The 22764-nt window shown below is 68.8% G+C and carries 12 protein-coding genes; 3 read left to right on the top strand and 9 right to left on the bottom strand.

All coding sequences use genetic code 11. The features are described from left to right. Positions 1-10: 10 nt before the first annotated feature. From K3769_RS13710 to K3769_RS13700, 3 genes are all read right to left on the bottom strand, one after another. A complete protein-coding gene (locus K3769_RS13710) occupies positions 11-991 on the bottom strand; it encodes an acyl-ACP desaturase (RefSeq protein ID WP_267026713.1) in 981 nt (326 codons plus the stop codon). Between the two features lie 67 nt (positions 992-1058). Next, positions 1059-2177 (bottom strand): type III polyketide synthase, encoded by a 1119-nt coding sequence (locus K3769_RS13705; RefSeq protein ID WP_267026712.1) that lies wholly within the window; start codon positions 2175-2177, stop codon positions 1059-1061. Further along, positions 2177-2842 (bottom strand): MMPL family transporter, encoded by a 666-nt coding sequence (locus K3769_RS13700; protein WP_267026711.1) that lies wholly within the window; start codon positions 2840-2842, stop codon positions 2177-2179. The genes K3769_RS13705 and K3769_RS13700 overlap by 1 nt, the downstream gene beginning before the upstream one ends. Before the next feature lie 338 nt (positions 2843-3180). Here K3769_RS13700 and K3769_RS13695 point away from each other — a divergent pair, with 338 nt between their 5' ends. The 3 genes from K3769_RS13695 (at position 3181) to K3769_RS13685 (ending at position 11428) form a co-directional block, all read left to right on the top strand. Further along, positions 3181-6984: an AAA family ATPase gene (locus K3769_RS13695; protein ID WP_267026710.1), complete on the top strand. Its 3804-nt coding sequence runs from the start codon at positions 3181-3183 to the stop codon at positions 6982-6984. Positions 6985-7561: 577 nt separating this feature from the next. Continuing rightward, on the top strand, positions 7562-8008 hold the full coding sequence (gene kilB, locus K3769_RS13690; protein WP_267026709.1) for a plasmid transfer protein KilB: 447 nt from the start codon (positions 7562-7564) through the stop codon (positions 8006-8008). Between the two features lie 63 nt (positions 8009-8071). Then, the gene (locus tag K3769_RS13685; RefSeq protein ID WP_267026708.1) at positions 8072-11428 is read left to right on the top strand and encodes a hypothetical protein; all 3357 of its coding nucleotides are present in this window, start codon (positions 8072-8074) and stop codon (positions 11426-11428) included. 50 nt (positions 11429-11478) lie between these two features. Here K3769_RS13685 and K3769_RS13680 read toward each other — a convergent pair whose 3' ends face one another. The 6 genes from K3769_RS13680 to K3769_RS13655 all read right to left on the bottom strand — a co-directional run bounded on the left by K3769_RS13680 (position 11479) and on the right by K3769_RS13655 (position 22684). Next, complete coding sequence (locus tag K3769_RS13680) at positions 11479-16590, bottom strand: helicase-related protein (protein WP_267026707.1); 5112 nt, start codon at positions 16588-16590, stop codon at positions 11479-11481. After that, entirely contained in the window at positions 16587-17675 is a 1089-nt protein-coding gene (locus tag K3769_RS13675) for a hypothetical protein (RefSeq protein ID WP_267026706.1), read from the bottom strand. Before K3769_RS13675 ends, K3769_RS13680 begins: the two co-directional genes overlap by 4 nt. Next, positions 17672-19090 (bottom strand): hypothetical protein, encoded by a 1419-nt coding sequence (locus K3769_RS13670; protein WP_267026705.1) that lies wholly within the window; start codon positions 19088-19090, stop codon positions 17672-17674. The genes K3769_RS13675 and K3769_RS13670 overlap by 4 nt, the downstream gene beginning before the upstream one ends. A 77-nt stretch (positions 19091-19167) precedes the next feature. After that, positions 19168-19581, bottom strand: coding sequence for a hypothetical protein (locus tag K3769_RS13665; protein WP_267026704.1), 414 nt, complete (start codon positions 19579-19581; stop codon positions 19168-19170). A 456-nt stretch (positions 19582-20037) separates the two neighbouring features. Then, on the bottom strand, positions 20038-21627 hold the full coding sequence (locus K3769_RS13660) for a serine/threonine-protein kinase (RefSeq protein WP_267026703.1): 1590 nt from the start codon (positions 21625-21627) through the stop codon (positions 20038-20040). Positions 21628-22015: 388 nt separating this feature from the next. Next, positions 22016-22684 (bottom strand): hypothetical protein, encoded by a 669-nt coding sequence (locus K3769_RS13655; RefSeq protein WP_267026702.1) that lies wholly within the window; start codon positions 22682-22684, stop codon positions 22016-22018. Between the last annotated feature and the right edge of the window lie 80 nt (positions 22685-22764).

The raw sequence follows: 22764 nt of genomic DNA, 5'->3' as shown, positions 1-22764 counted from the left end.
ATCGCCCTTCTCACGCTCGGACGGCAGTGTCGCCGTCTCGGATAGCGGAATCGTCGTCTCGGGCGGTCGTGAGTCGGTTGACGCGTTCGGCCAGGGCGCGGTATCTGCCGGCACGGCCCGCTGATTCCTCCATGTGGGCGGCGATCTCCTCCTGGGCGTGCTGTCCGACCGGTGCGAGTCCGGTGGCGTCGAGGGCGCCGAGCATGCGGACGAAGGGAAGGGCGATGTCCTTGTAGTAGATCTCCGGTGAGAGGATGCCCGACCTGGCCAGGGAGCTGATCAGCCGGCCGAAGCCGGGGGCGGCGTGGCCGGGGGGACGGAACGACTTGAGGACTCTGGCCACCGCCTGAAGCGTTCGGTCGGGGTGCATGCGCATACACGCCTGGAGGGTGGTCCGGTAGAAGAGCATGTGCCGGTTCTCGTCGTGAGCGATGCGCTGCATCAGGGCCCCGCACACCGGTTCGTCGCACAGTCGCCGGATTCCCTGGTAGCTGACACGGGTGCCGAGTTCCTGGACGGTGACGTAGACCAGGGAGGCGATGAGGTCGCCGCGGTAGTCGATCTCGTAACCGTGCTGCACATGCGCGGCGCGGGCGTCCTCCAGAAGCACCGGATCGGCGCTGCGGGTGACCACGAGGTAGTCACGGATGGCGGTGCCGTGCCTGGCCTCCTCCACGGTCCATCGATTGACCCAGACACCCCAGGGGCCGTCGAGCGACAGCATCTCCCCGATCACCCGGTGGTAACTGGGCAGGTTTTCCTCGGTGAGCAGACTGTAGAGAAGGCCGTCCCGAGCGGCTGCCCTCAATTTCTGCTGGGAGGGGTCCCACGGCTCCCCTTCGAGGAGACCGTCGTAGTCACGGCCCTGACCCCACGGGACGTACTGGTGCGGGTACCAGTCGACGGTGGTCCGCAGGTGCGTGTCGAGAGCGTCGGCGACCACCGGTTCGAGGTCGATCAGGATGCGTACGTCTGCGGGGATGGCGGGCACGGTCCGTGACACCTTCCTTGTCGTGCGGTCGGTAGGTCCCATTGGCGATGGTGGCGGCGGGCGGCCCCTACCAGCGGAGGAGGACCAGTTCGATGGCGAACCCCGGCCCCATGGCGGCGACCAGGCCCGGGGCGCCCGCGGGGGGCGGTGTTTCCATGGCCGCATGCAGGATGTCCAGTACGGAGACGGACGAGAGGTTGCCCCGCTCGGCCACGGAGCGCCGGGTGAGCCGCAAGGCGCCGGGCTGCACGTCCAGGGCCCGCTGTACGGCGGTGAAGACCTTCGGTCCGCCACCGTGGATGATCCAGCTCGCGATCTGTTGCGGCGACAGTGCGTGCCGCGAGAGGAGCCCTTGGACGGCCGGGGGCAGGTGTTTCTCCGTGAGCACCGGGACCTCGGGCGACAGCAGGATCCGGAAGCCGTGGGAGCCGATCTCCCAGCCGAGGACGTCCTCGGTGCCGGGGACCAGCAGGCTGTGGGTGTCCACCAGCTCGGGCCCGGCGGGGCGGCCGTCCCGCTGGGCTCCGAAGGCCACGACGACGGCAGCGCCGTCCCCGAAGAGGCTGCCGGCGACGATGTTCGCCACGGAGCCGTCCTTGAGCTGGTGCGCCAGCGTGCACAGTTCCACGGCGAGGAGGACGGCCACTTGACCGGGGTGGGCCAGCAGGTAGTCGTGGAGCCGGGCCAGACCTGCGGCGCCTCCGGCACAGCCGCTGCCGAACAGCGGGATACGCTTGACGTCCGGTCGTAGCCCGACCCGGTGGGCGAGCCGAGCCTCCAGCGACGGCACGGCCAGCCCCGTGACGGTGGTGCTGATCACCGCGTCGACCTCGTCCGGCTGGACGCCCGCCGAGCGCAGCGCGCCGGTCAACGCCCGTTCCCCCAGGTCCATGGCGATGTCGAGCCAGACGCGGTTCTGCTCGGTGAAGTCCTCCCGGCGGGCGAGATCGACGAGCTTCTCCAGCGGCAGGGACAGCGAGCGGGTCTCCACACCCGAGCTGGCATGGATCTTGCGGAGTACCCGAGCGCCCGTCTCGGACTCCAGCAACGTCGTGCGGGCCAGGGCGGCCAGGACCTCTTCCTGCCGGTACTGATACGGCGGGAATGCCGTCCGGATCGCCGCCACCCGTGGGCCGGCGACCACCGACTGCCGACCGCGGTCATGTGTCGCCTGAGGCATCGACATCAGCTTCCGTCCTTCTTCACAGGTGTAGTGATCAACAACGGGGTCCTGATTCGGGCCGGAGCCCACCAGTTCGCCGGACCGAGGGCCGCCATGACGGCGGGCACCAGAACTCCCCGCACCAGGACGGCGTCCACGACCGCGCCGAGTGCGACGCCGATGCCGATGAGTTTGAGCAGGGCCACGTGGGAGGTGGCCATGGCCGCGGTCGAGATCGCCACGGCTGCCGCGGCGGACGTCATCAGTCGACCGGTGCGGGCCACGCCCTCGATGATCGAGGTGCGGTTGTCTCCGCAGCGGTCGTACTCCTCCCGGATACGGCCGAGCAGGAAGACCTCGTAGTCCACCGACAGGGCGAGCGCGATGAACAGGACGAACAGCAGCGTCGAGGCGTCCAGCGTTCCCGTCGCCGTGAAGTGGCCGAGTACGGCGCCGCCGTGGCCGTCCTGGAAGAGAACGACTAGCGCGCCGAGGCTCGCCCCGAGGCTGGCGGCGGCCACGATCAGAGCTTTCAGCGGGGCGACCGGAGTGCGGGTGAAGGCCCCGAGGAGGGCCAGGAGCCCCACCGCCAGCAGAGACAGGCACCACGGCAGGGCGCCGAGGACCGCGTCCGCCGTGTCGACGGCCTCCGCGGCTCGCCCGCCCACCGCCACGCTTGGGCCGTTCACGGGTGGGTCTGAGCTGGGGATACGAGCACGTTCTCCAGGACCTTCCCAATCAGGCGGAGATCATTTCCCGACAGCTTGCACACAGCATGCATATGCTTGGTGACCGATTCGGGGAGCTCCACGTAATGACGCGGTACGCCAGCGGGAAGATCGATCTACGAGACGTCTGCCGCTGGCTCGAGTGAGCGACCGCATCGGGTTGACCACCTGGGCCGTGCAGCTTCTCTTCCGGGAGGGCGGTCACCGGATGCGCCACCACGCACGGGCGAACGCGGTGAAAGACCACAGAGGGTCGGAAAGCCGGACTGTGTGTCCGTACCAGGTGATAGACCTCCTGTATGGCTGGCAATCAACACCTGTCGATGAGGGTTCCGTGGCGGGACCGCCCCTGGGACCAGTTCATCTGCGACGACCCGTTGGGGAACTCGTCATGTACGTTGCTCACCGCGATCGGCAAGGGCCGGGATGACTCGTTCGAGGTCGCCCACGCCGGTGCCGGGATCGACGCCCTCGATCAGAACCAGCTCCCCTGCCTCAGCGAGCGCGCGACGTTCATGTCTCCGCTCGGCTACACGGTCGTCAAGCAACATCCGTACCGACACAGCCGTGCGCTACAGGGGATGCTCCACGACACTCACGTCACGCTCCCCGGCTACGCCTTCGAGGCGGTTCCCTTCCGCTGGATGAACCGCGAGGTCTTCGCGCAGGAGGTCGGCCATGAGCGAGCCCCCTTGTTCAACCAAGTCGCGGAGGATGCCGTTGACGCCGCGCTGCGCTCCAACCCGCCGTGGGTGATGGATGGAGGCAACCAACGTGCCATCTTGGATGCCTTCTTCGAGCCCGTCGCCCCGGGTGACTCGTTGGTCTTCGCCTATCTGAAGCACTCACCATTTCAGGAGGAGCGCACCGACCGGCTGCTGGTAGGCGCCGCACGGGTCACCCGCGTCACCCCGCCGCCAATGTGGAACCAATCGGGGAACCCGCCTTTCAGTTCCGCCATGTGGGAAACGGTTGTCGAGCACTCGCTTCGCGCCGACATGGCCGATGGGATCTTGCTGCCTTACCAGCAGCTCATCTCCCTGATGGACGAGGGCATTGACGTCGACATGGCGCTCGCGTGGGCCCCCGAGGGCCGCGTTGTCGAGTTCTCGTACGTCACCGAGCACCTGTCCGACGATGCCGCCATCGAGGCGCTCACCTCGCTGCAGTCGGCCGCCGATGGCATGCGCGAACTGGGTGTGGATCTGCCTGACACCGGCTACGAATGGCTACAGGACCAGATCGAGCGACTCTGGCAGCTACGCGGCCCTGTCCCCGGCCTGCCGGGTTTCCTCAAGGCGATCGGTGTCCAGCAGCCGTACGTGGCAGCGCGAGCGGTGATGGCAGAGGCGGGTGACGACACCGACCCGTGGGACCTCCTCCAGGCTTTCTTTACCGACCCGTCCTGCGCGCCGAGTGGGATAAGAGCGCACATCGGCGCCCTCCAGGCCAGGATCTGGAAGAAGGTGACGCCAGAGCGTCAGGCTGTGCTGCGCCTGCTCTCCGGCTTCGACATCTCCCCGGCACAGGTGCAGATGCTGCTCGAAGGCGGCACGGAGGTCGAGATGACGGCCGAGGACCTGCTGCAAAATCCGTACTTCGCTTCCACGTGCACCTACGGCAGCGCGGAACACGTGCCGTTCACGACCATTGACCGCGCCCTCTTCCCCCCGACCCACGTCACCTGGAAGCCTCCGGTTCCTGACGCCGTCAAACTGAAGGACCACCTCGATCGACGTCGGATCGAAGCATTGCTGACCGACGTGCTCGAGCGACAAGGCCGGCAGGGCGACACAGTCGTGCCGGAAGGCGAGACCATCGCTCTGGCAATCGACGTTCCGCTCGCTCAACCGCCCGCGCTGACCAAGACCATCCTGGCGGGTCTCGATCTGGACCATGACAGCGTCAACGAGTGGAGTGAGTGGTCACCCCTGACAAGCGTGTCGCTCGCGGACGGCACGCCCGCGTACAAGCTCACACGATTCGACGAGACCTCTTCCGTCATCCGGGACTGGATCAGGACACAAGAGAACCGGGACAGCCTCGGGCGTGTCACGGACGCCAGAACAGTGTTGGACAGGGCGCTCGACCGGAACCAGAACGTCACTGGAGAGCTCGACGAACTGGAGGAACGCGCTCGCACCGAGAAGGCCGCCGGCCTCTCGGCCCTTCATGACGCCCCGCTCTCGGTGCTCATCGGGCCGGCGGGAACCGGCAAGACAACGCTGCTGCGCGCCTTGGTCGAGTATCCCGGTGTCCCCGCAGGCAATGTGCTGCTTCTCGCTCCCACCGGCAAGGCGAAGGTCCAGCTGGAGACCAAGGTGAAGCTGCCCGCCAAGACTCTGGCGTCGCACCTGAGCGCCACTCACAGGTACGACGGAGAGACCGGGCGGTACCTCGTGTGGGGAGACCAGCAACCACGACACAACTACGCCTTGGTCGTCATTGACGAAGCATCGATGCTCACCGAGGAGATGCTCGCAGCCACCCTCGACTCCTTCACCGGAGTCAAACGACTCATCCTCGTCGGCGACCCACGCCAACTCCCACCGATCGGCGCAGGCCGCCCCTTCGTCGACCTCGTCAACAAGCTGCGACCCGACAGTTTCAGTGGCTGGGTGCGGGTGGCACCGGGCTACGTCGAACTCCAGGTGCCTCGGCGCCAACTCGCCGATGGGAGCCACGGCAACCGACACGACCTTGAGCTGGCAGCCTGGTTCGGCGACAACACACGGGGCGCAGGCGACGAAGCCATCTGGGCAGAGCTGGCCGCCAACCCCGACTTGCCCACCGTGCGATACGTGCCCTGGGGCGACAGAACTGCCGTCGAGGCGCTGACCGACGAGCTCAAGCAGAACTTGGTTCTCGATGGCGACCCGGACCCAGCGCGAGCCTTCGCGCTCACCTATGGCGGCGTCATCAACGGCGCGTACCTCAACTGGCAGGTAGGCGCGGGCGAACATGCCGAGGACTGGCAAATTCTCTCCCCGACCCGCTCTCGGGCATTCGGCACAGTCGAGCTCAACCGCCACATCAAGCGCACGTACCGGTCAAACGACACCACGTGGGCACAACGAGACACCCGTCGCGGCAACATCCCGAAGCCGATCGGACCCGAGCTGATCGTTCGTGGCGACAAGGTCATGCAGACCACTAACAAGCGTCTGAACGCGTGGCCCAAGCAGAACGCGATGAACTACGTTGCGAACGGTGAGATCGGCGTCGCGATCGGATTCGTCACGCCAGCGGCGAAGACGCCCAAGTCCCAGCTGCGCCTCAGCGTCGAGTTCTCTTCCCAAACCGGGTTTCAGTACTCGTACTGGCCGACGGACTCCGATGACGCGCTACTGGAACTCGCATGGGCCGTCACGGTCCACAAGTCGCAGGGATCGGAGTTCGGCACGACCTTCCTCATTCTACCTTCCCGGGCGAACGTCTCCCGGGAACTCATGTACACCGCCCTGACCAGGCAGAGGGACAAGGTCGTCATCCTCCACGAGGGCACGCTCTCCGATCTACGCGATCTCGCACAGCCTTGGCACTCGGAAACGGCCCGCCGACTGACCGACCTGTTCGACGCGCCACACCCAGTAGCTCTCGAGGTCCAGGGCATGGCCCGCCGCTTCGACCGGAAGCTCATGCATGTGTCGGCAAGCGGCATCCCGATGGCGTCGAAGAACGAGGTCATCATCGCGGGCCTTCTCGACCAACTTGCCCCAGGTCACTGGCAATACGAGGGGCCTCTCACCGGTGCCGACGGACGCGTCGTCCTGCCCGATTTCACGATCTCAGCCAGCGATGGCCGCACGGTCTACTGGGAGCACGCAGGCATGCTCGACCTACCCGACTACGCCCGGAAGTGGGAGCTCAAGAAGGCCTGGTACGCAGACAACGGCATCCTTCCGCACAACCAAGGCGGCGGACAGAACGGTTCGCTCATTTGGACGGACGACCTCAACGGCGCCGACGCGCAGGCCTGGTTGACCTTTGCGTCCGAGGTTCTGGGAGTAGCGCCGGCCATGCCACCAGGCCGAGCGGGCGACCAGTCAGGGCCAGCACGGCGAGTCGCCAAGAAGACAGCGCAACGGCGTCCCAATTCATAGCGATCAAGATTCCCCCCATGTGCGCGGGGCGTGCAGCGACGCTCAGTCCGAGGGTGCCGCTGACGGCTCGACCGGCAGAGCATCCCCTTCAGGTTCAAGATCGGCGCCGTCGCACCCATGAGTATCGGACAGCCCCACGCCAACAGATGGAGGAGCGAGCAACGTCGCGATCACCCGATCAGGAACCCTGTTCGACCAGACAAACCACTCGATCGGCAAGAACCCGTAAACAAACCGATCGTTGCGTGCGGGCGGAAATCGGTGAAGTGACGTGACCGAACAGGGCTTCTGTCCGGAAAATCACGGGGCTCGAGGGCGTGCTGATGCTTGCTCCGTGCTCGGGGTGTTGATGGCGAAGCTGGCGGAGAGGCATTCGGTCAGGCCTGGCTGCAAGTCAGGGTGACGGTGTTGCCCAGGCGTTCGCGCTGGCGGACGAGTTCACGGGTGCGGCGCTCGTCCCAGTCTGTGCCGAGATCGTGATAGCGGGCATCGAGGTCGGCGATCAGCTGCCAGTTTCAGATCGGCAGAAAGCCGGGCGCCGCGATTGAAGACCGCGCTAGTTGAACAGGTACTCCCCATGGCTGACATGGTTTCCGCTCTGACTGGGATCGGCGGGGCCCTGCTGGGCACCGCGGTCGGTGCGTTCGTCACGCATTTCATGCAGCGGCGTAATACCTCCCTGGCCCGTCTGCACGAGGAGCGTCTCTCGGCCTACGTCGCCTTTGCAGAGGCGGTCATGGAGTTCCGCAGGGAACTCATGGACCGCTGGTTCGTCGAACGCGGTGGCGCCGTCCACGACTCCACCTCGGTCTACTCGGCGCGCAGCACCATGTGGACCGCCTACTACCGTGTAGTCCTGCTCGCTGGGGACGAGGACATACGGCAGTCGGCGGCGACCGCACGGGAGACCGTCTCCTCGATCAAGGAGGCAGAGAGCCTGGACACCATGAAGGAGCGCTCCGACCTGACGCGCGAGGAAGTGCGCCGGTTCGTCGACCGCGCCCGTACCGAAGTGTCCCGATAGCACCTTCCCGCCCTGTCGTCCAGATCGATTGCCCGGTCCCAACTCGCCTGCCACGATGGCCGGGTGACGGACAGCGACCGGCCGACAGGCCAGGCACCCCAGCCATCTCCGCTCGACATCATCACCAGCGACCTGCACACACATGGCGTCCCCTTGCCGGGAGATCTGTCACGGGCCATGCGCAAGTGCGTGCGCCCCGCGAGGCTCGACGCCGTCATCGCGGACCCGGCGCCCGACGACCTGGTGCGAGCCTGGAAGGCCACCGAACAGCACCGGAACAAGGAACCACGCGAGGTGGTGTGGATTCCTCTGCTGCACATGTTCCGGGAGCACTTCTCCCGGCCCGGCCCGGGTCTGGACGACGCGCTGAGGGCCGCAGGGATGCACCTGATGGCCACCCGGCGCGAGGTCACCGTTCAGCTCGGCAGCAGGTACTTCCACCTCGGGCAGAAACTCTTCATGGACGGACAGCGAGAGCCCGGCCGGTTCCTGCTGCGGGAGGCCGTTCGCACCCTCGAATGGGTCGACCGCAACGGACAACGCATGCCGATTGCACGGCGCTGCGCCTGGAACGGCCAGCTCGCCATCGCGCGCGTTCTGCTCGCCCGGGAGCGGGACGAGGCCGACCCCGAGGCCGTCGATCTGCTGCGGCGCGCCGAAGACCACTCGGCCTTCGCCGAACAAGGCGACAAGAGCGAGGAACACTTCGCCTACCGGGCCGAGATCCATCTCCGTCTGTTCCGAGCCGAGCGCACTCCTGCGCACCTCGAGAGGGCGTACAGCATCCTGCGGGGGCTCCGTCGTCCGCCGGCCTCGCGACGGCTCCGGGCGACGAGGGCGGACGTCCTGGCCGGGCTCGGCCTCGTCCGGCTGCGCAGCGGGCAGTTCGACGAAGGGCTCCGGCTGCTGCGCGACGCGGAAGAGGCGTACACCGACGCCCAGGAGACGGCCGGACCGCCGAACGCCCTGGGCGCCCACCCCGGATACCTCCTGGCCCGGCGCGGACAGGTACGGCACCAGCTCTACCGTTTCGACGTCGACGTCGTCGGCCGGCGCGCCAGCGCACGGCTTGAGGACGCGCTCAGCGATCTGCTCGCTCCCGAAGCCGCCGAGCACATGAGTGAGCGAGTGATCGCCGCGGCCCTGCTGGACCGTTCCCGGGTCCGGCAGCGACGCCGCGACCGGGCTGGTTCGGCCGCCGACCTGGACCTGGCGCGCGCCTTGCTGGGCACCTCGCCGGAATCGGCTCGCCTCGCCGCGCAGGTGCGCGTCCAGGAACTCGACGAGTCGGTGGACCGTGCCGTGGAGGACAGGGACACCGACGCTGTGCGCCGACTCGCCCGGGAGATCATCCGGCTCCCGTCCGACGCCCCCATTCCGAGTGCAGCCCTGGCCCGCGCGTGCCGGAGCGTGGTCGCCGGGGATGGCATCGACCGGAGCCGTCTGCTGCTTGAGGACGCGCTCGAACGCATCGAAACCGACGTCATCCACCCGCATCTGTCGCCGCCCGGGCACCGCCACGTGGCGGGTCACGCAGCCCTCATCGCCCGGATGCTCGCCCGGACCGAGGAAGAGGTCGCACCCGCCACGCTCGACCGGGCCCTGACCCTGTACCGGATCACCTTCGACGCATTGGACTCCCCCGCCGGCACCGATGCCTACGCCGATGCCGGTGCCTGCGCTCTGGACCTGGCCAAAGCACTGGCTGTCGGCGACGACACCGACAGCGAGGACGCGAGCGGATTGCTGCGCGAGGCGGTCGACTGGCTGGAGAAGTCACTGGCCAAGGCCCGCAATCCCTCGTCCGTGGTCCGTCCCAACTACGACCCGGCCATCGTCCACAGCCGACTGGGCGAGGCCGCCCTACGTTCCTACTCCCTCAACCCCAGCGAACGCATGCTCGAACTGGCGATCAAAAACCTGGAGGAGTCGCTGGCGCTCGAGTCGCTCGACGTGGAGGCGGTGGATCTCCGGCCGGAACGGGATCGGACCGCGATCCTCGGCCATCTGGGGGACGCCTACTACCGGCGGGGCACGAGGAACCGCGACGCCGAGGACTTTGAGCGCGCCCTCGCGCTCAAAGAAGAGACCTACACCGACGGCAACCGGGCCCGCGAGAACCGCAGTCTCGCCGCCGCCGCTGCCGAGCGGCTGCACCGCATCACCGCGGACGACACCCAGCTCACCCGCAGTGCCGGATACGCGCTCCAGGCGGCGGTCTGCGACCCCGCCTGGCCCTGGCCCGTGCTGCAGCTCGCCGACCTCGCGGCTCACCACGGGACTCTCGACCCGTCCCGCCTGCTGGGTCTGCCGCCCGCCTTCCTGTCCGCGCCGCTCCTCTCGGGCGACCGGTCGGAGCTCCTCGCGCATGCGGCCGGACTGGCCGCACGCAACCGCGAGTTCGCCGCGTCCGTCCTCGGCGGACAGCGGAGGTCCGGGGAACAGGGCGTCTTTGTCCTCAACGACGGTCACCGGCTAATCGAGCAGACCATCGTCCTCAAGCGACTAGCCGCCGGAGAGGCAGCCCGGGAATGGGAATGGACGCAACGCCTGCGCCAGTGGCTCACCGACCGGAACGCTCCCGTGCACTGGCAACTGCCCGAGCCCCTCGGACTGGTCCCGCTCGAAGCACCCCATGAACAGGACGCCGTCTATGTCATGCGGCGCATGCAGGGACGGCTCCTGGGAGCGACCGTGACCGACCGGCTCACGGGCCGGGGAGAAGATCCGCTCCCCCACTTCGCCGAGGCTCTGCGTTACCTCGCCGCCTTCCAAGCCTGGCGGGTCTTTGACGACGCGGACACCCCCCGCACCGCGACCGCACAACATGCCAGGGACTGGGCCGCCCAGGTGACCAAGGCCTGCGACAAACTCGACGCGTCCCTCGGCCTGAGGAAGGCGCTCCTGGACCTGGTACAGCCGCTCGGGGCGCTTGGCAGGCCCGTGGTGGCCAAGAAGGACCCCCACCCCGGAAACTGGATCCTCACCCCCCACGACGGCCTGGTTCTCATCGACGTGGAATCCGATAAGACCCTCCCGCTGCTGCAGGAAGCCGTCACGGTCATCGACGACCTTCCCCTGTTGCCCTTCGACGAGGAAGGCTGGGCGTTACGGGAAGAGTTGCACGACACCTACCTGGCCGCCCTGGACGAGTTTGGGCTGCCGGTGCCCCGTGCGGCGGAGGTTCTCGCCGACAGCCTCGAAGCCCTCACCGTCTTCCACGCGGTGAAGGGCATCGGCCGTATCCGGCGCTGGAGCGACGACGTCTCGTCGTTCACCCTCTCGTTGCGCGGTGCTCAGGACGAGCACTACTGGAGCGTCCTGGACCATCTCGCCGCCCACGGGCGCGACGAGACCGCCCGCGCCTTCTGCCGGCTCTTCCTGGCGGAGGTCCAGCGCGACCGCACCACGACGGGCTGACCCGGTCTGCTTTCCCCGACACCCCCGACACCCCCGGCTTCCTCGGCTCACTACTCGAGACTGAGACCGAAGGCGGGGAAGCCGGGACGCTTGCGGTCCTCGTGGATCGCGTCGACACAGACCGTCAGCTCCGTGCCCCGCGCATAGGAGGAGGGCGGCAGTCCCGGTGCCAGGTCACGTGCCCGGATCAGACCGTTGAAACCGGGGAGCACCTCGACGAACACCCCCACGGAGTCGAGGGCGTTGCGCACTCGGCCGGTGAAAACGGCGCCCTCCCGCACCCCCGCGTTGTCGAGCTGCTGCCCCAAGGAGGGAGTGTCCACGTTCCGTAGATCCAGCTGGATCTGCGGTGCGCCGCGGTGCAGGGTGACCGCCTTCACCGTGCCGATCACCTGCTGCTCCGGCGTCAGGACGTGCGGCAGGACCAGGACTGCGTGGCTGCCCACGTCGGCGGCGACCACGGTCGCCGTCAGCCCGTCCGGCAGCCGAAGCCACGCACGGCGAAGCTCCGCGCTGACGCGGTGAACCACGGCGCCGACCCATGATCCGACCGGGTAGCGTGCGCAGGCCTCCGCCAGGGTGAGGACCGGTTCCCTCCTGCCGTTGGCCGGTTCGCCCCGTCCGGGGCCGCTGTACCGGTCGGACTCCGGCCTCGGCTCACCGCCGGCTCCCTGCCCGGCGGGACCGGTGGTGGTCCTGCCAGGGCCCGTATCGGTCGTGCGGGGTTCTGCGGCGTTCTTCAACGGGCCGAGCGTGAGCATGCCGTATCCCTGCCGGTCGAAGACACCCGTCACGAGCCCGGTGAACTCGGCTCCCACGACGAGGGCCTGGGCGATCGTGCCCTGTCCGAGCCCCAGGTCACGCTCGGTGACACTGGCGGGGATGCCGTCGAACAGGCGCAGCCAGGCGCGGCCCAACTCCGCCTTGGCGGCCGTCACGACAGCGCTGACCCGCGTGCCCACGGGATGCATGGAGGTGACCTCGGCCCCCGGCAGACGCAGTTCCGGAGGCAGTTCCACTCGGACGGTGGCAGGCAGGTCGACGGGCTCGCGGTCGGTGCCGGCACGCAGCACGGGTTCCGTACGGGACGGGGTGTGGTGACGGCTCCGGGCCCACCACAACCAGACGTCGCGGACCCAGGTGGCGTCCATGTCTAGCTCGGCGAGTTCGATGGCACTGCCCCGGCTGAGGACGCGCTCCGCCTTCAGGAAGACGCCGCTGCCCCCGACTTCCGGTAGGGGTCCGTCCGGCAAGCCGATCAGGGACGCGTCCGTCAGGTGCTCGGCGACGTCCGCGACGGGACGCAACGACCGTCCCTGCAAGGACAGACGAGAGCGTTCCTGGTACAGGCGTACGACGATGGGTGACTCGGGCTCGGGCGGTGGCTCACCGGCCGATGCGCTGATCACGTGGCGCAGCCCGGTCCGGCTGTCGTGGGCCAGCAGACGGACCTCCACGTACCCGGCGCCGTTCGGAGCGCCGGTGACCACCCCGGCCACATCACGAGCCCCGTTGGTGGCCGCCTTGACGTGCTGGTGGGCCAGGTCTACGAGCGTGACGGTGAAATGCCCCGTCTGGCTGCGCGGCAGGACTGTCGCGGTCACGGTGGCCCCCTCTAGGAGGTCGGCCAGCTGCCTGGTGTCCCGGCGGTGAAGAGACACAGCGAGCTGGGCCCGCTCGTCCTGCCGCGGCGGATTCGGATCGGCCTCTCGCAGCAGGAACCGCCCGCGGGCGTCGGCACGCGTCAGGACCCGCAACTCCCCGTCGTGATCGCTGACCATGGGACCGACCACCACCTCGATGTGGTCACCGGCCTGCAGATCGGGGTGGGCCCCGGGACCGTCGGTGTCCTCGGGACGGCGCCAGTCGGGACGCAGGAAGAGCAGCGGTTCGCCGTCGGGAGTGACGTGGTAGCCGACGACCTCGTACCAGCCATCCCCGTTCAGGCCCCCCTCCTGTGCCAGCACGAACGGCCGGGAGACGTCGATTCCCCCGGCCGACGATGCCTGCCCGTGCCCTGGAGGGACGCCCGGCGCCCGACCGTCCGCGACCGCCCGCAGGGTCTCGCACTCGGCCAGGTCACCGGCGAGGCAACGGGGACACCGCCCGCAAGCCGTCTCGTCCGCTTCGACGTCACGGTGATCGAGGACAGTGGTACGGGCCATGGCCTCGAGGTCAGGGAAGGGCTCGGCGTTCGTGGGCCAGTTGTGATCGGTTTCCGGGGCGGCATCCACAAGCGTTGCCGCCCCGCTGTGCGCCAGCTCGTCCTGAGCGTCCAGTTCGGCGAGTTCCTGTGCGGCCCGGGGAAGGGGAGCCGGCGCGTGTCGGGCTTCGACGTGTCCGGCGACCGGCCGACCGGCCGCGTCCCGCTCGAGGCGCAGCAGGGCCCGGGTGCCGGCCGGCCACGCCTCCAGCAGGGCGGCGATGACCTCGCGCCTCGGCTCGGGCCGGGCATGGAGGGCGCTGAGGACCAGAAGGCGGACGGCGTCCGCGGGCCCCGTGCTGTCAGATGCCCCACCGCGTGCCCACGGTTCGGCGGTGACGAGGTGCGCCAGCCGGATCCCGTCGCGGCCCCGGTGACGCGCGAGGGGGATGACTCGTTCGGGCCGTCCGGTCAGATGCCCGGCATGAACGGCGCACGGCGTGGTGTGGTCGCCGTGCACGGCGTTGTAGTCGGTGCTAGCGGTGGTGGCGTCACTGCCGCTGGCCGAGCCGTCCAGCACGTGCTCCAGGTCGGCGAAGGCCCGGGTGATGGCCCCACGGGCGCGGCGCAGGAGCGACGGCTCGACGAACCGTTTGACTTCCTCCTTCATGGCGGGGGACAGACCGCCGATGATGTCCCGGCGGATCGCGGCCGCGGTCAGCAACCGGTCGTCGCTGACCCACCAGCGCCGCGCCCATTCGGCCCGTGCGGAGGAGACCTCCCACGGTGGGGTGGCGGGGTCGGCGCGTTCCCAGCCGGCGACGATCTGCAGCACCAGTTCGGCGTCGTCCTCGCAGACACTGGCCAGGGCACGATGGCGCTCCGCGGCTTCATGCCGCCATTCGTCCGGCCAGGAGAAGTCGGTCAAGAGCAGACCGGTGGTGCCGATGAGGCGTGCGGGCGTGGTGAGCAGCGCCAGAAGGGAGACTACTTCGGGCAGACACGCCAGACGGTCGGCGTGCATGACAGCCAGGGCGGCACCGGTGGAGCCCAGCACCTGGAGCCGATTGAGCTCCTTGCCGAACGTGGTGGGATGGCCTCCCGTGTCGAGCGAGCCGTTGGTCCGAAGAGCCTGGTCGGCGCGGCGCAGCTCGTCGACGAAGGTTTTCCGGGACGCTTCGGCGGCCTTGTCGAGCGCGAGGGGCGGCTCGGGCACGAACGCGGCCGGCCAGGGAAAATCGACGACGGAGTCCAGGCCGCCCATCTTGGCGGTCATCACCAAGCGTTCGAGGTTCTCACGGGTGGATCCCGGCGCGGTGTCCTCGGTGAGCTTGAGCAACTGGCCCTTGCTGTACAGGGGAAACACCCAGCCCGGCGCTTTGCGTCCGACCCGTCCCCAGCGCTGCTTGATCCCGGCCTGGGAGTGTGCCTTGGTCCTGATGCTCCCCTGGGCCGACTCCACGTCCCACTCCGACTGGGCGATGAGACCGGAGTCGACGACGAACCGGACCCCTTCGACGGTCAGGGACGTTTCCGCGAGGTTGGTGGATACGACGATCTTGCGGCGGTCGCCCTTGCGGCGCGCGGCCAGCGCGGCGCGCTTGTCCTCCACCGGCAAGGACGACAGCAGCGCGTACACATCGACGGTGTCCCCCAGTCCGGCGCGGATCAGGTCGCAGGCCTCCTCTATCGCCTTGGCGGTGGGGAGAAAGCTGAGAATGTCGCCGAAGATGTCCGCGGCGTCCAGCCCGCGGGTGAGCCGGACCATGAACTCCGCCAGCACGGAGGGCATCTCGCGCTGCCACTGCTTCTCGGGTAGCGGAGTGGAAGCGCGCAGCGGAAGCAGCGCGCGGGTGGTGGCGTGCAGGTCCTCGACATACCCCACGTCGGCGCTGTCGACGACTTCGCTCTCCTTGAGCGCCGGGGCGAACCGAGGCCATGCGCTGGCGACGAGCTCATCCTCGGCAGTGGCCTGTGGCCCTTCCGCCAGGCGTAGTTCGGGCGCCATCCGCCGCCAGGCCTCCACCAGCGCGGGGTCGGGTGGGGCGTCCAGCTCCGGGAATAGCGGCCACCCGTAACCGATCGACTTGACCGCGGGGACGACCACCTTGCCGACGGCACTCTCCCCGCCGAAGTACTGTTGGTAGAAGTCCTCGTCGAAGGTCGCAGACGTGATGATCACCCGCAGGTGGGGGTACCGGTCCAGTTCACGGCGCAGGTACCCCATGATGAAGTCGATGTTGGTCGACCGCTCGTGCGCCTCGTCGACGATGACCGTGCCGATACTGGCCAGCCGCCCTTCCCGCAGCCAGTTGATCATGGTGCCGTCGGTCACGTACACCAGTCGGCACGCCGCGTCATGATGACGGTCGCCAGACACCTGGTAGCCCACCGGGTAGCCGGGGCCGGCCCCGTCGGCACCGGAGAGGAGCTCACCGACGAAGGTGGCCACTCCGACCGTGGCCTGCACCCGGGGCTCGGTGACGATGATCGGTCCGTTGTCGATGAGGCGATAACAGCCCTCGGGCGGATCGAGGAGCCGGTAGGGCATGTAGGTGGACTTGCCCGTGCCGGTGCCGGCCTTGACGACCAGGACACGCCGCCTGGGGTCGGCCAGGGAATCGAGCATCTGCCGGATGTGGGACTCGTCCATGCCGAATCCGAACGCCCCCAAATCGACGGGGGCGGTGTCGGCCACGGTGTGGGCCTCGGGCAGCGGACCGAGCGCCCCGAGGGGACCGGTGGGGCTACTCCGGTCGGCGACCTCGCCGGTGGTCCGCAGATCGATGTAGGCCACGGAGAGGCCGGAGATGTGCCCCACGTGGGCGGCGCGGTGCTCCCGGCAGCGGTCCGAGCGCGAACCACCGCGTTCGAGCTGCCCGCCGGCCCAGGCCTCGGGATAGGTGAAGTACTCGGTGCCCGCCGGACGGTCGCCGAGGGCGACCTCGCGGGCGCAGTCCTTGCACACCGCGCGGCGCATGTCCGGCAGGGAGGAGCCACGGGGAGTCTCAGTGGTCATCGCAGTCCTTCCGCGGTCCAGGGCTCTCCCTGATGGAACACTGTCTGGTCGGGGCCGCCCGGCCGGCCTGCCGCCGCGAACATCGGAACGACGGCCACAGACCCGGGATGACGCAGCAGATGGACGGTCACGGCCCGGTAGAACCCGACGACCGCGCAGTCCAGTCCCGTCTGGTACAGGTGCAGGACCGCGGTACGCCGCCCGTGGTCGGTGAGGGCCGCCAGTTGCTCCAGGCTCGTGGCGTACACGAACTCGTCAGTCTGCGCGGCGGGCCGGGGCCTGGAGACCTCGGCGTTGCGCAGCCACGCACCGTCGATGCGGGCGTCCATCTCGGTGTGCCGGATCGACAGCAGTGCCAGACGCAAGGTGACGTCGGCCTGTGCGGGCAGCGCGTCGGCCGGCCGCAGACACCGCAGGGGAAACGGGTCAGCGGCGGCGGAGCCGTCCCGGTAGGCGATGGGCACGTCGACACGCCGGTCGGGGTGTCCGGCAACGTACTGCCGCAGCACCTCGGTCAGCACCCGGTTGTGCACCCCGGAAGGACTGACGGGCTGCCGGCCGGCCGCGTCCGGGCCGACGGCAGCCGCCACTTGGTCCCGGAACCGCGCTTCCACGGCCCGACGTCCCTCTACGCCCTCGGGAGCGCGCCAGGGAGCGGCCACGTCGGGGGCGGGCTCCCGGCCGGTCAGAGGGAAGCCCGAGCCGCCGGGCGCGAAGGGAACCGTGAGAGCGACGACGACGTTCTGCTCGGCCAGCCAATGCCGAACCAGCCGCGCCGCCTGGTGGGACACGCGGTCTGCCAGTGCGGAACCGAGCGGATCCGCCATGTCGTGGGCGGCCACCGGCAGTCCGGGGCCGTCGGGCGCCTCGTCCAGGACGAGGCAGGTGGCGCCCCCTGCGGCGGCGCGCCAGGCGTGGCTCTCCAGCTGGGAGCACAGCCGTTCGTAGCGGATGACGTCGGTCCGGTCGCCGGGTTCGGCCGTGGTCGAACGCAGGGCGGCCGTGGCGATGTCCCCCACCAGCGTGCGGAGCGGGCCGTCCGCAGTCAGGGACACGAGCGTGGTGGTGTGGGTGGTTGCCGTCATCCGCGTGCGAGCCTCGACGTGAGTAGTTTGTCCTCGATCGCGCGATCCAGGTCGGCCAGGCGGTCCGGACAGCGAAGTACAGGCACGTCGGCTTGCGCGGGCAGCCAGGCGTCCTGCGGAATCAGCAGCGCCGCGGCTGTGCCGCGGGTGCGCAACGCCCGTACGACGGCGAGATCGCGATCGCTCACATGGACCCGGGGCAGGACGGTGAGAGAAACATCGGCGACAGGAAGGGCGCTGTCACCGGCCGCCCAGGGCGGGACCGTCGAGTCGGACAGGTGGTATTCGACGGCGGCGGTGTCCTCGTGGACCGTCCAGGTCACTCCGGCGCTGACGTCCTCCACGACCCGTACGTCGTCCGTAGCACCCGCACTGTCGCGGCCGTTGAGCCGACGGAAGTACATACCGGCCATGAGGGCCCCACGGCAGACGTCGGCTTCCGCCTGCCGCAGGGATCGGTGGGTCCAGGCGCCGCCGCCGGCCAGGACGGACCCGCCGTGCGCACTCGTCGCCAGCAGGAGTTCCAGTTCGAGCTCACGCCACAACTGGGACAACAGGGCGTAGCAGATGCGTTCGGGACTGATTCCGTCCGCGGTCACGGCCGCTCCGACCCGGGCACGCAGCCCCCGGGGCATGGGCGTCACTGCCAGGAACAGCTCCCTCGCCTCGGCCGGGCTGATCGACGCGGGATCGTCGACTCCCAGGGGCACACCGGTAGCTCGTCCGTACCGGCGAAGGCCGGCGGGAACACGTCCCTCGGGATGGCCGGCGTAGCGGATCGTGCGTCCGTCGAGGTTCACCGACGCCGGCCGGTCGAAGCGGACTTCCATGGTGCCGCCGCGCGCGAAGGCGTCACACAGCGTCAGCGCCGCCATGGCGCGGTTGGCCTCGTGCGTGGCGACATGCGGCACTTCGGCTGTCATCCACGCGGGCACCGACAGACCGTCGAAGGCGCTGTCCTGGGCGATGGCGGCATAGCCGACGACGACGTTCTGGCAGGCCAGCCGCACGGGCCGGACGACGAAGTCGCGCGGCCGCCGGTCACGGTCGATGAAGGCGTGCTCGTAGGCCGGGCCGATCTCGTCGAGCATGCGGGTGAGCCCGGCCTCCCGCGCCAGGAGTTCCTCTTCCAGCGACGCAATGTAGAGCAGCGGATCGACGTCCAGAACTGCGAGCTGATGCTCCGGCGCCACCTCGCCGAGGAACAGTCGTACGACCGTGCCGGGAGCAAGAGCGCGGTCGCCGTCGCTCAGGGGGTTCAGCACCACACAGGCCAGGGAGGCTTCGTCGACGACCGCCAGGGGAACCAGCGAGGAGGCCAGAGCGTCCGGCACCACACGCCGTAACGCCTCACGCGCGTCTTCGAGACTGTGCGCGGTGCCGTGCCCGATGGGGGCGAGCAGGAGCTCGCGCACGGATGCGGACCACCGGCTGACGTATGTGAGGGCTAGCGACCGAAGGATCTCTGCGTCCAGTGCCCCGACGGGACCTGTCACCGGTACGGTCCACTGTTGCGCAGGATGGCGGCGAGTTTCTCGATCGCCTCGTTCACCAGGTTGCCACGGAAATCTTTGTCGATGGCGACCTCCACGGTCTCGATCTCAGGGATGGGCTTCCGGACCTTGGTGGATTCGGGACCCTTGAGACGGCGGAGTTCAACCCGTACCTCGCCTTGGTAAGGATCGTGAATCACGTGGATGTGGGGGTAGGCGTTTCCCTGCACCGGCTGTCCGTGCTCGTCATGCCACGTGTGGACGAGCTTCTCCGCGCCGGGAACCGGGTTGCGGCCCTCCATGTCGCCCATGCGGGAGTAGGCCGGATCCTTTTGAGGGCGCCTCAGCCGCATGCCTTCGGGGGCGACGTCCTGGGTTGTCGTCGCGCGCCAGTTCGCGATGGCCCGCTGCACGACGGCGGCACGCTCCGACCGCAGGGCTTCCTCGACCGCGATGCGTCCCAGGTCTTGGACAGGCGTAGGAGCCTGAGACAGATGAGATCCACCGACATGATTGTTGCCGCAAGCCACAGCCTGCCCCCAGAGATGTACCCGCGCCCCGGTCCGGACCTCACCGCCCTCTCAGCGTCCGGAGCACGTGCGGTCCGATGAACACCATAGATACCGGTATTCCCGTTCGGTGTCTGTAAAATCAGCAAAATCAGCGAACATCGCACCAAATTTCACGGGAGGCTGCCGACGAGACGGCGCGGCTCAACGCAATGCCCGTGGAGGGTCCGGCCCACCGCCTCCCGCGTCGCCCCGGTACTCCCCCGCACGATCAGCCCCGGCACCTGTACGGTTCCCGCCGGCCCTCCGTCGAGCAGTGCCACAAGTTCTGTCGAAGTGCCTGCGAGGTGTTCGAGCGGGTTACCCGGCGGCGTCGCCGTCGAGGTCGAGGCGGATTAGAGCCAGCGCCTCGGCGATCTCGACGGTCATCTCGTCGTCGGGGCCGAACACCATGCACATGTCCTGGTGGAGAGGTTCGAGGATTTGCCGGGCTTCGACGGCCCGGCCCTGGGCGAGCAGCAGCATCCCGATGTTGTGCCGCAGCTCCACGGCTTCCTCGCTCACGTCGCTGTCGACGGCCCGTACGACGTTCAGCACGCCCTGGAGTGCGGCGAGCGCGTCGGTGACCTGGCCGAGTTCGGCGCGGCACCGGGCCGCCTGGGCGCGGCAGGCGCGGGTCTGCTCGGCGGTGGGTCCGGCGATGCGGGCGTACGCGTCGGCGAGGGCCTCGAACTCGGGCAGGGTGGCCCGGTAGTCGCCGCCGAGGAGGCGGATCGCTGCTCGCTGGCGGCGCAGCGACAGGACCTGCTTGCTCTCGGAGCCGAGGGCGAGGGCCGCAGGTTCGATGATCTCGCCGAGCACCTCGGCGGCCTGAGCGAACCGCTCCTCCTCCAGCAGGGCGTCGGAGTGGGCGTAAGCCTCCTTGATGTCCTCACGCAACTGGGCGGGGACGGGCACCGGCTGGGCCCCCGGGAGGACGGCCGTGGGCGGCAAACCGCCAGGTGCGGGCGCCTGGGCGCGGGCGCGGGGCGCGAAGGGGTGACGGAACACGCCCGTCGGGTCGGGCGCGCCGGCCGGCCCGGCATCGGCCGTGCCGGGCTCCTGGCCCGGAGGCGGGAGGAACGGCAGCAGCCGCGCGTACACCTCCTGCGTGTCGGCGGGCCGCGCCTCGGGCGCCTTGCGCAGCAGGTGCAGGACCAGCTCCTCCAGCGCCTCGGGGACGTCGGGCCGCAGCTGTCGCAGCGGGGTGGGAGCGGCGTTGACGTGCTGGTACATCAGCAGGTACTCGCTCTCCGCCTCGAACACGAGGCGCCCGCTGAGGAGTTCGTGCAGCACGCAGCCCAGCGCGTACAGATCGGTCTGCGGGGTGATGCGTCCGCCGCGGACCTGCTCGGGCGACATGTACTGGTGGGTGCCGATGGGGCTGCCGGTGACGGTCAGCTTGGTGACGTCGGTGCGCAGGATCGCCGCGATACCGAAGTCGAGGACCTTCACGGTGCCGTCGCGTGCGACGAGGATGTTGCCCGGCTTGAGGTCCCGGTGGATCACCGGCACGTCGTGCGCGTACGACAGCACGGTCGCGATCTGCGCGGCGACGGCTGCCGCCCAGCTGACCGGCAGCGGCCGGCCGGGGTCGAGGTAGGCGGACAGCGGTACGCCGTCGACGAGCTCCATCACCAGGAACAGACGCTCGTACGACGCGTCGAGCACCGCGTCGTACACCTGCGGCACGCCGGGGTGCTGGATGCGCGCGGTGATGCGGGCCTCGCGGCGGAACCGCTTGGCGAACTCCTCGGCCAGCTGCGGGGAGGTGACCGACGCCTGCCGGATGACCTTCACGGCGACGGGCCGGTCGAGCACGGCGTCGTAGCCGCGCCATACGTCGCCCATGCCGCCGTGGCTGAGCTCCTCCAGGAGTTCGTAACGGTCGGAGATCGCCTCCTGTGGCACCTTGCCCCCGGTGTGCGCGATGAACAGTCACGGTCAGGGGTCAAGTGTGACCGCGGTGTTGATCTGCCGTCCAGCGATCGCGGTGCGACGGCGGTTCGGGCGCGGCGGTGGACGACGGGCGGGAGCGGGCGGCGGCCTCCTGTCGGCAGGACATACGCCGTCCAGACCGTCTTGCCTGGGCCGCCCTGGCGCGGGTGCCGGTCCCAGCGGTCGGCGAGGTACTTCATCAGGAGCAGGCCGCGGCCGGTGTCGCGGAGGGACGTGGGCGTCGCCACGGCCGGTACGCCTTGGGTGCGGGTGTCGGTGATCTCCATCCGTACGGTCGTGGTGTCGCGGGCCGGCGCGATATGGAACTGAAGTCGGAGGTACCGGATCCGGTGCAGCGTTGCTACTTCACCTCTTTGGCCAGAACGGCGACAGCGACCTTGCCGACGACCGTCGTCAGGACGTAGTTGGTTGAGCTACTGAAAGCGACACCTACGCCGGCTGGTATCGCCTTGGCCATCGCCTTCTGAGTGAAGGTGATGGACGCCCGTTTGAACAACTGCTTGATCGTGATCAAGGCGGGCCCTCGCAGGTACTGGTAGACCAACTTCTCGGCGATCTTCAGGACCGCTGCCTTGCCGCCCTTCGACGCCATCTGTTCCACCGAACCCGCCAGCGCGAGCACGAAGGCGAGGTGCTTTTTGTCCTCACTGCTCAGCTCGGTCTCGTACACCTCGACCAGGCACATGCACATGTCGATCTGGAGCTTGAGTGCCATGGCAATATCAGTGACGCCGCCGCCCAGGACTGCGACCGCCGTCCCGATCCCCGGAATCACGCTCGGCGCTGCGGTGACCGCCCCAGCGGCTGCCGAAAGTTTGGAGTACCGGCCAATGATCTTGGCGGCGATCCGGCACTTGTCCTCCAGGCTCTCGGGCTCCCGCTTGAACTTGGCCTCGAAGGTCGCACGGTAACCGCCCACGAGCTTGGTGGCCGCCTCCGGTGTGATGGCGATCATCTCGACGGCCTTCTGGAGCCGAGACTCTTCGAGCTCGCCCGCTGCATGGTTCATGGTTTCCCCTCCAGATCCGTTGCACCTCATGAAGAGGACAACTTGCACTGCGCACGGTCTTGTATGCACAAATCCAGTGA

The organism is Streptomyces ortus, from assembly GCF_026341275.1.
Classification (GTDB): domain Bacteria; phylum Actinomycetota; class Actinomycetes; order Streptomycetales; family Streptomycetaceae; genus Streptomyces; species Streptomyces ortus.
This window is presented reverse-complemented; position numbering and strand designations above follow the sequence as displayed.

Bases quoted from the DNA above. Each gene is read 5' to 3' on its own strand.
- K3769_RS13705 (WP_267026712.1), bottom strand. From the start codon at position 2,177: ATGTCGATGCCTCAGGCGACACATGACCGCGGTCGGCAGTCGGTGGTC.
- K3769_RS13695 (WP_267026710.1), top strand. From the start codon at position 3,181: ATGGCTGGCAATCAACACCTGTCGATGAGGGTTCCGTGGCGGGACCGC.
- kilB (WP_267026709.1), top strand. From the start codon at position 7,562: ATGGCTGACATGGTTTCCGCTCTGACTGGGATCGGCGGGGCCCTGCTG.
- K3769_RS13680 (WP_267026707.1), bottom strand. From the start codon at position 16,590: ATGACCACTGAGACTCCCCGTGGCTCCTCCCTGCCGGACATGCGCCGC.
- K3769_RS13675 (WP_267026706.1), bottom strand. From the start codon at position 17,675: ATGACGGCAACCACCCACACCACCACGCTCGTGTCCCTGACTGCGGAC.
- K3769_RS13655 (WP_267026702.1), bottom strand. From the start codon at position 22,684: ATGAACCATGCAGCGGGCGAGCTCGAAGAGTCTCGGCTCCAGAAGGCC.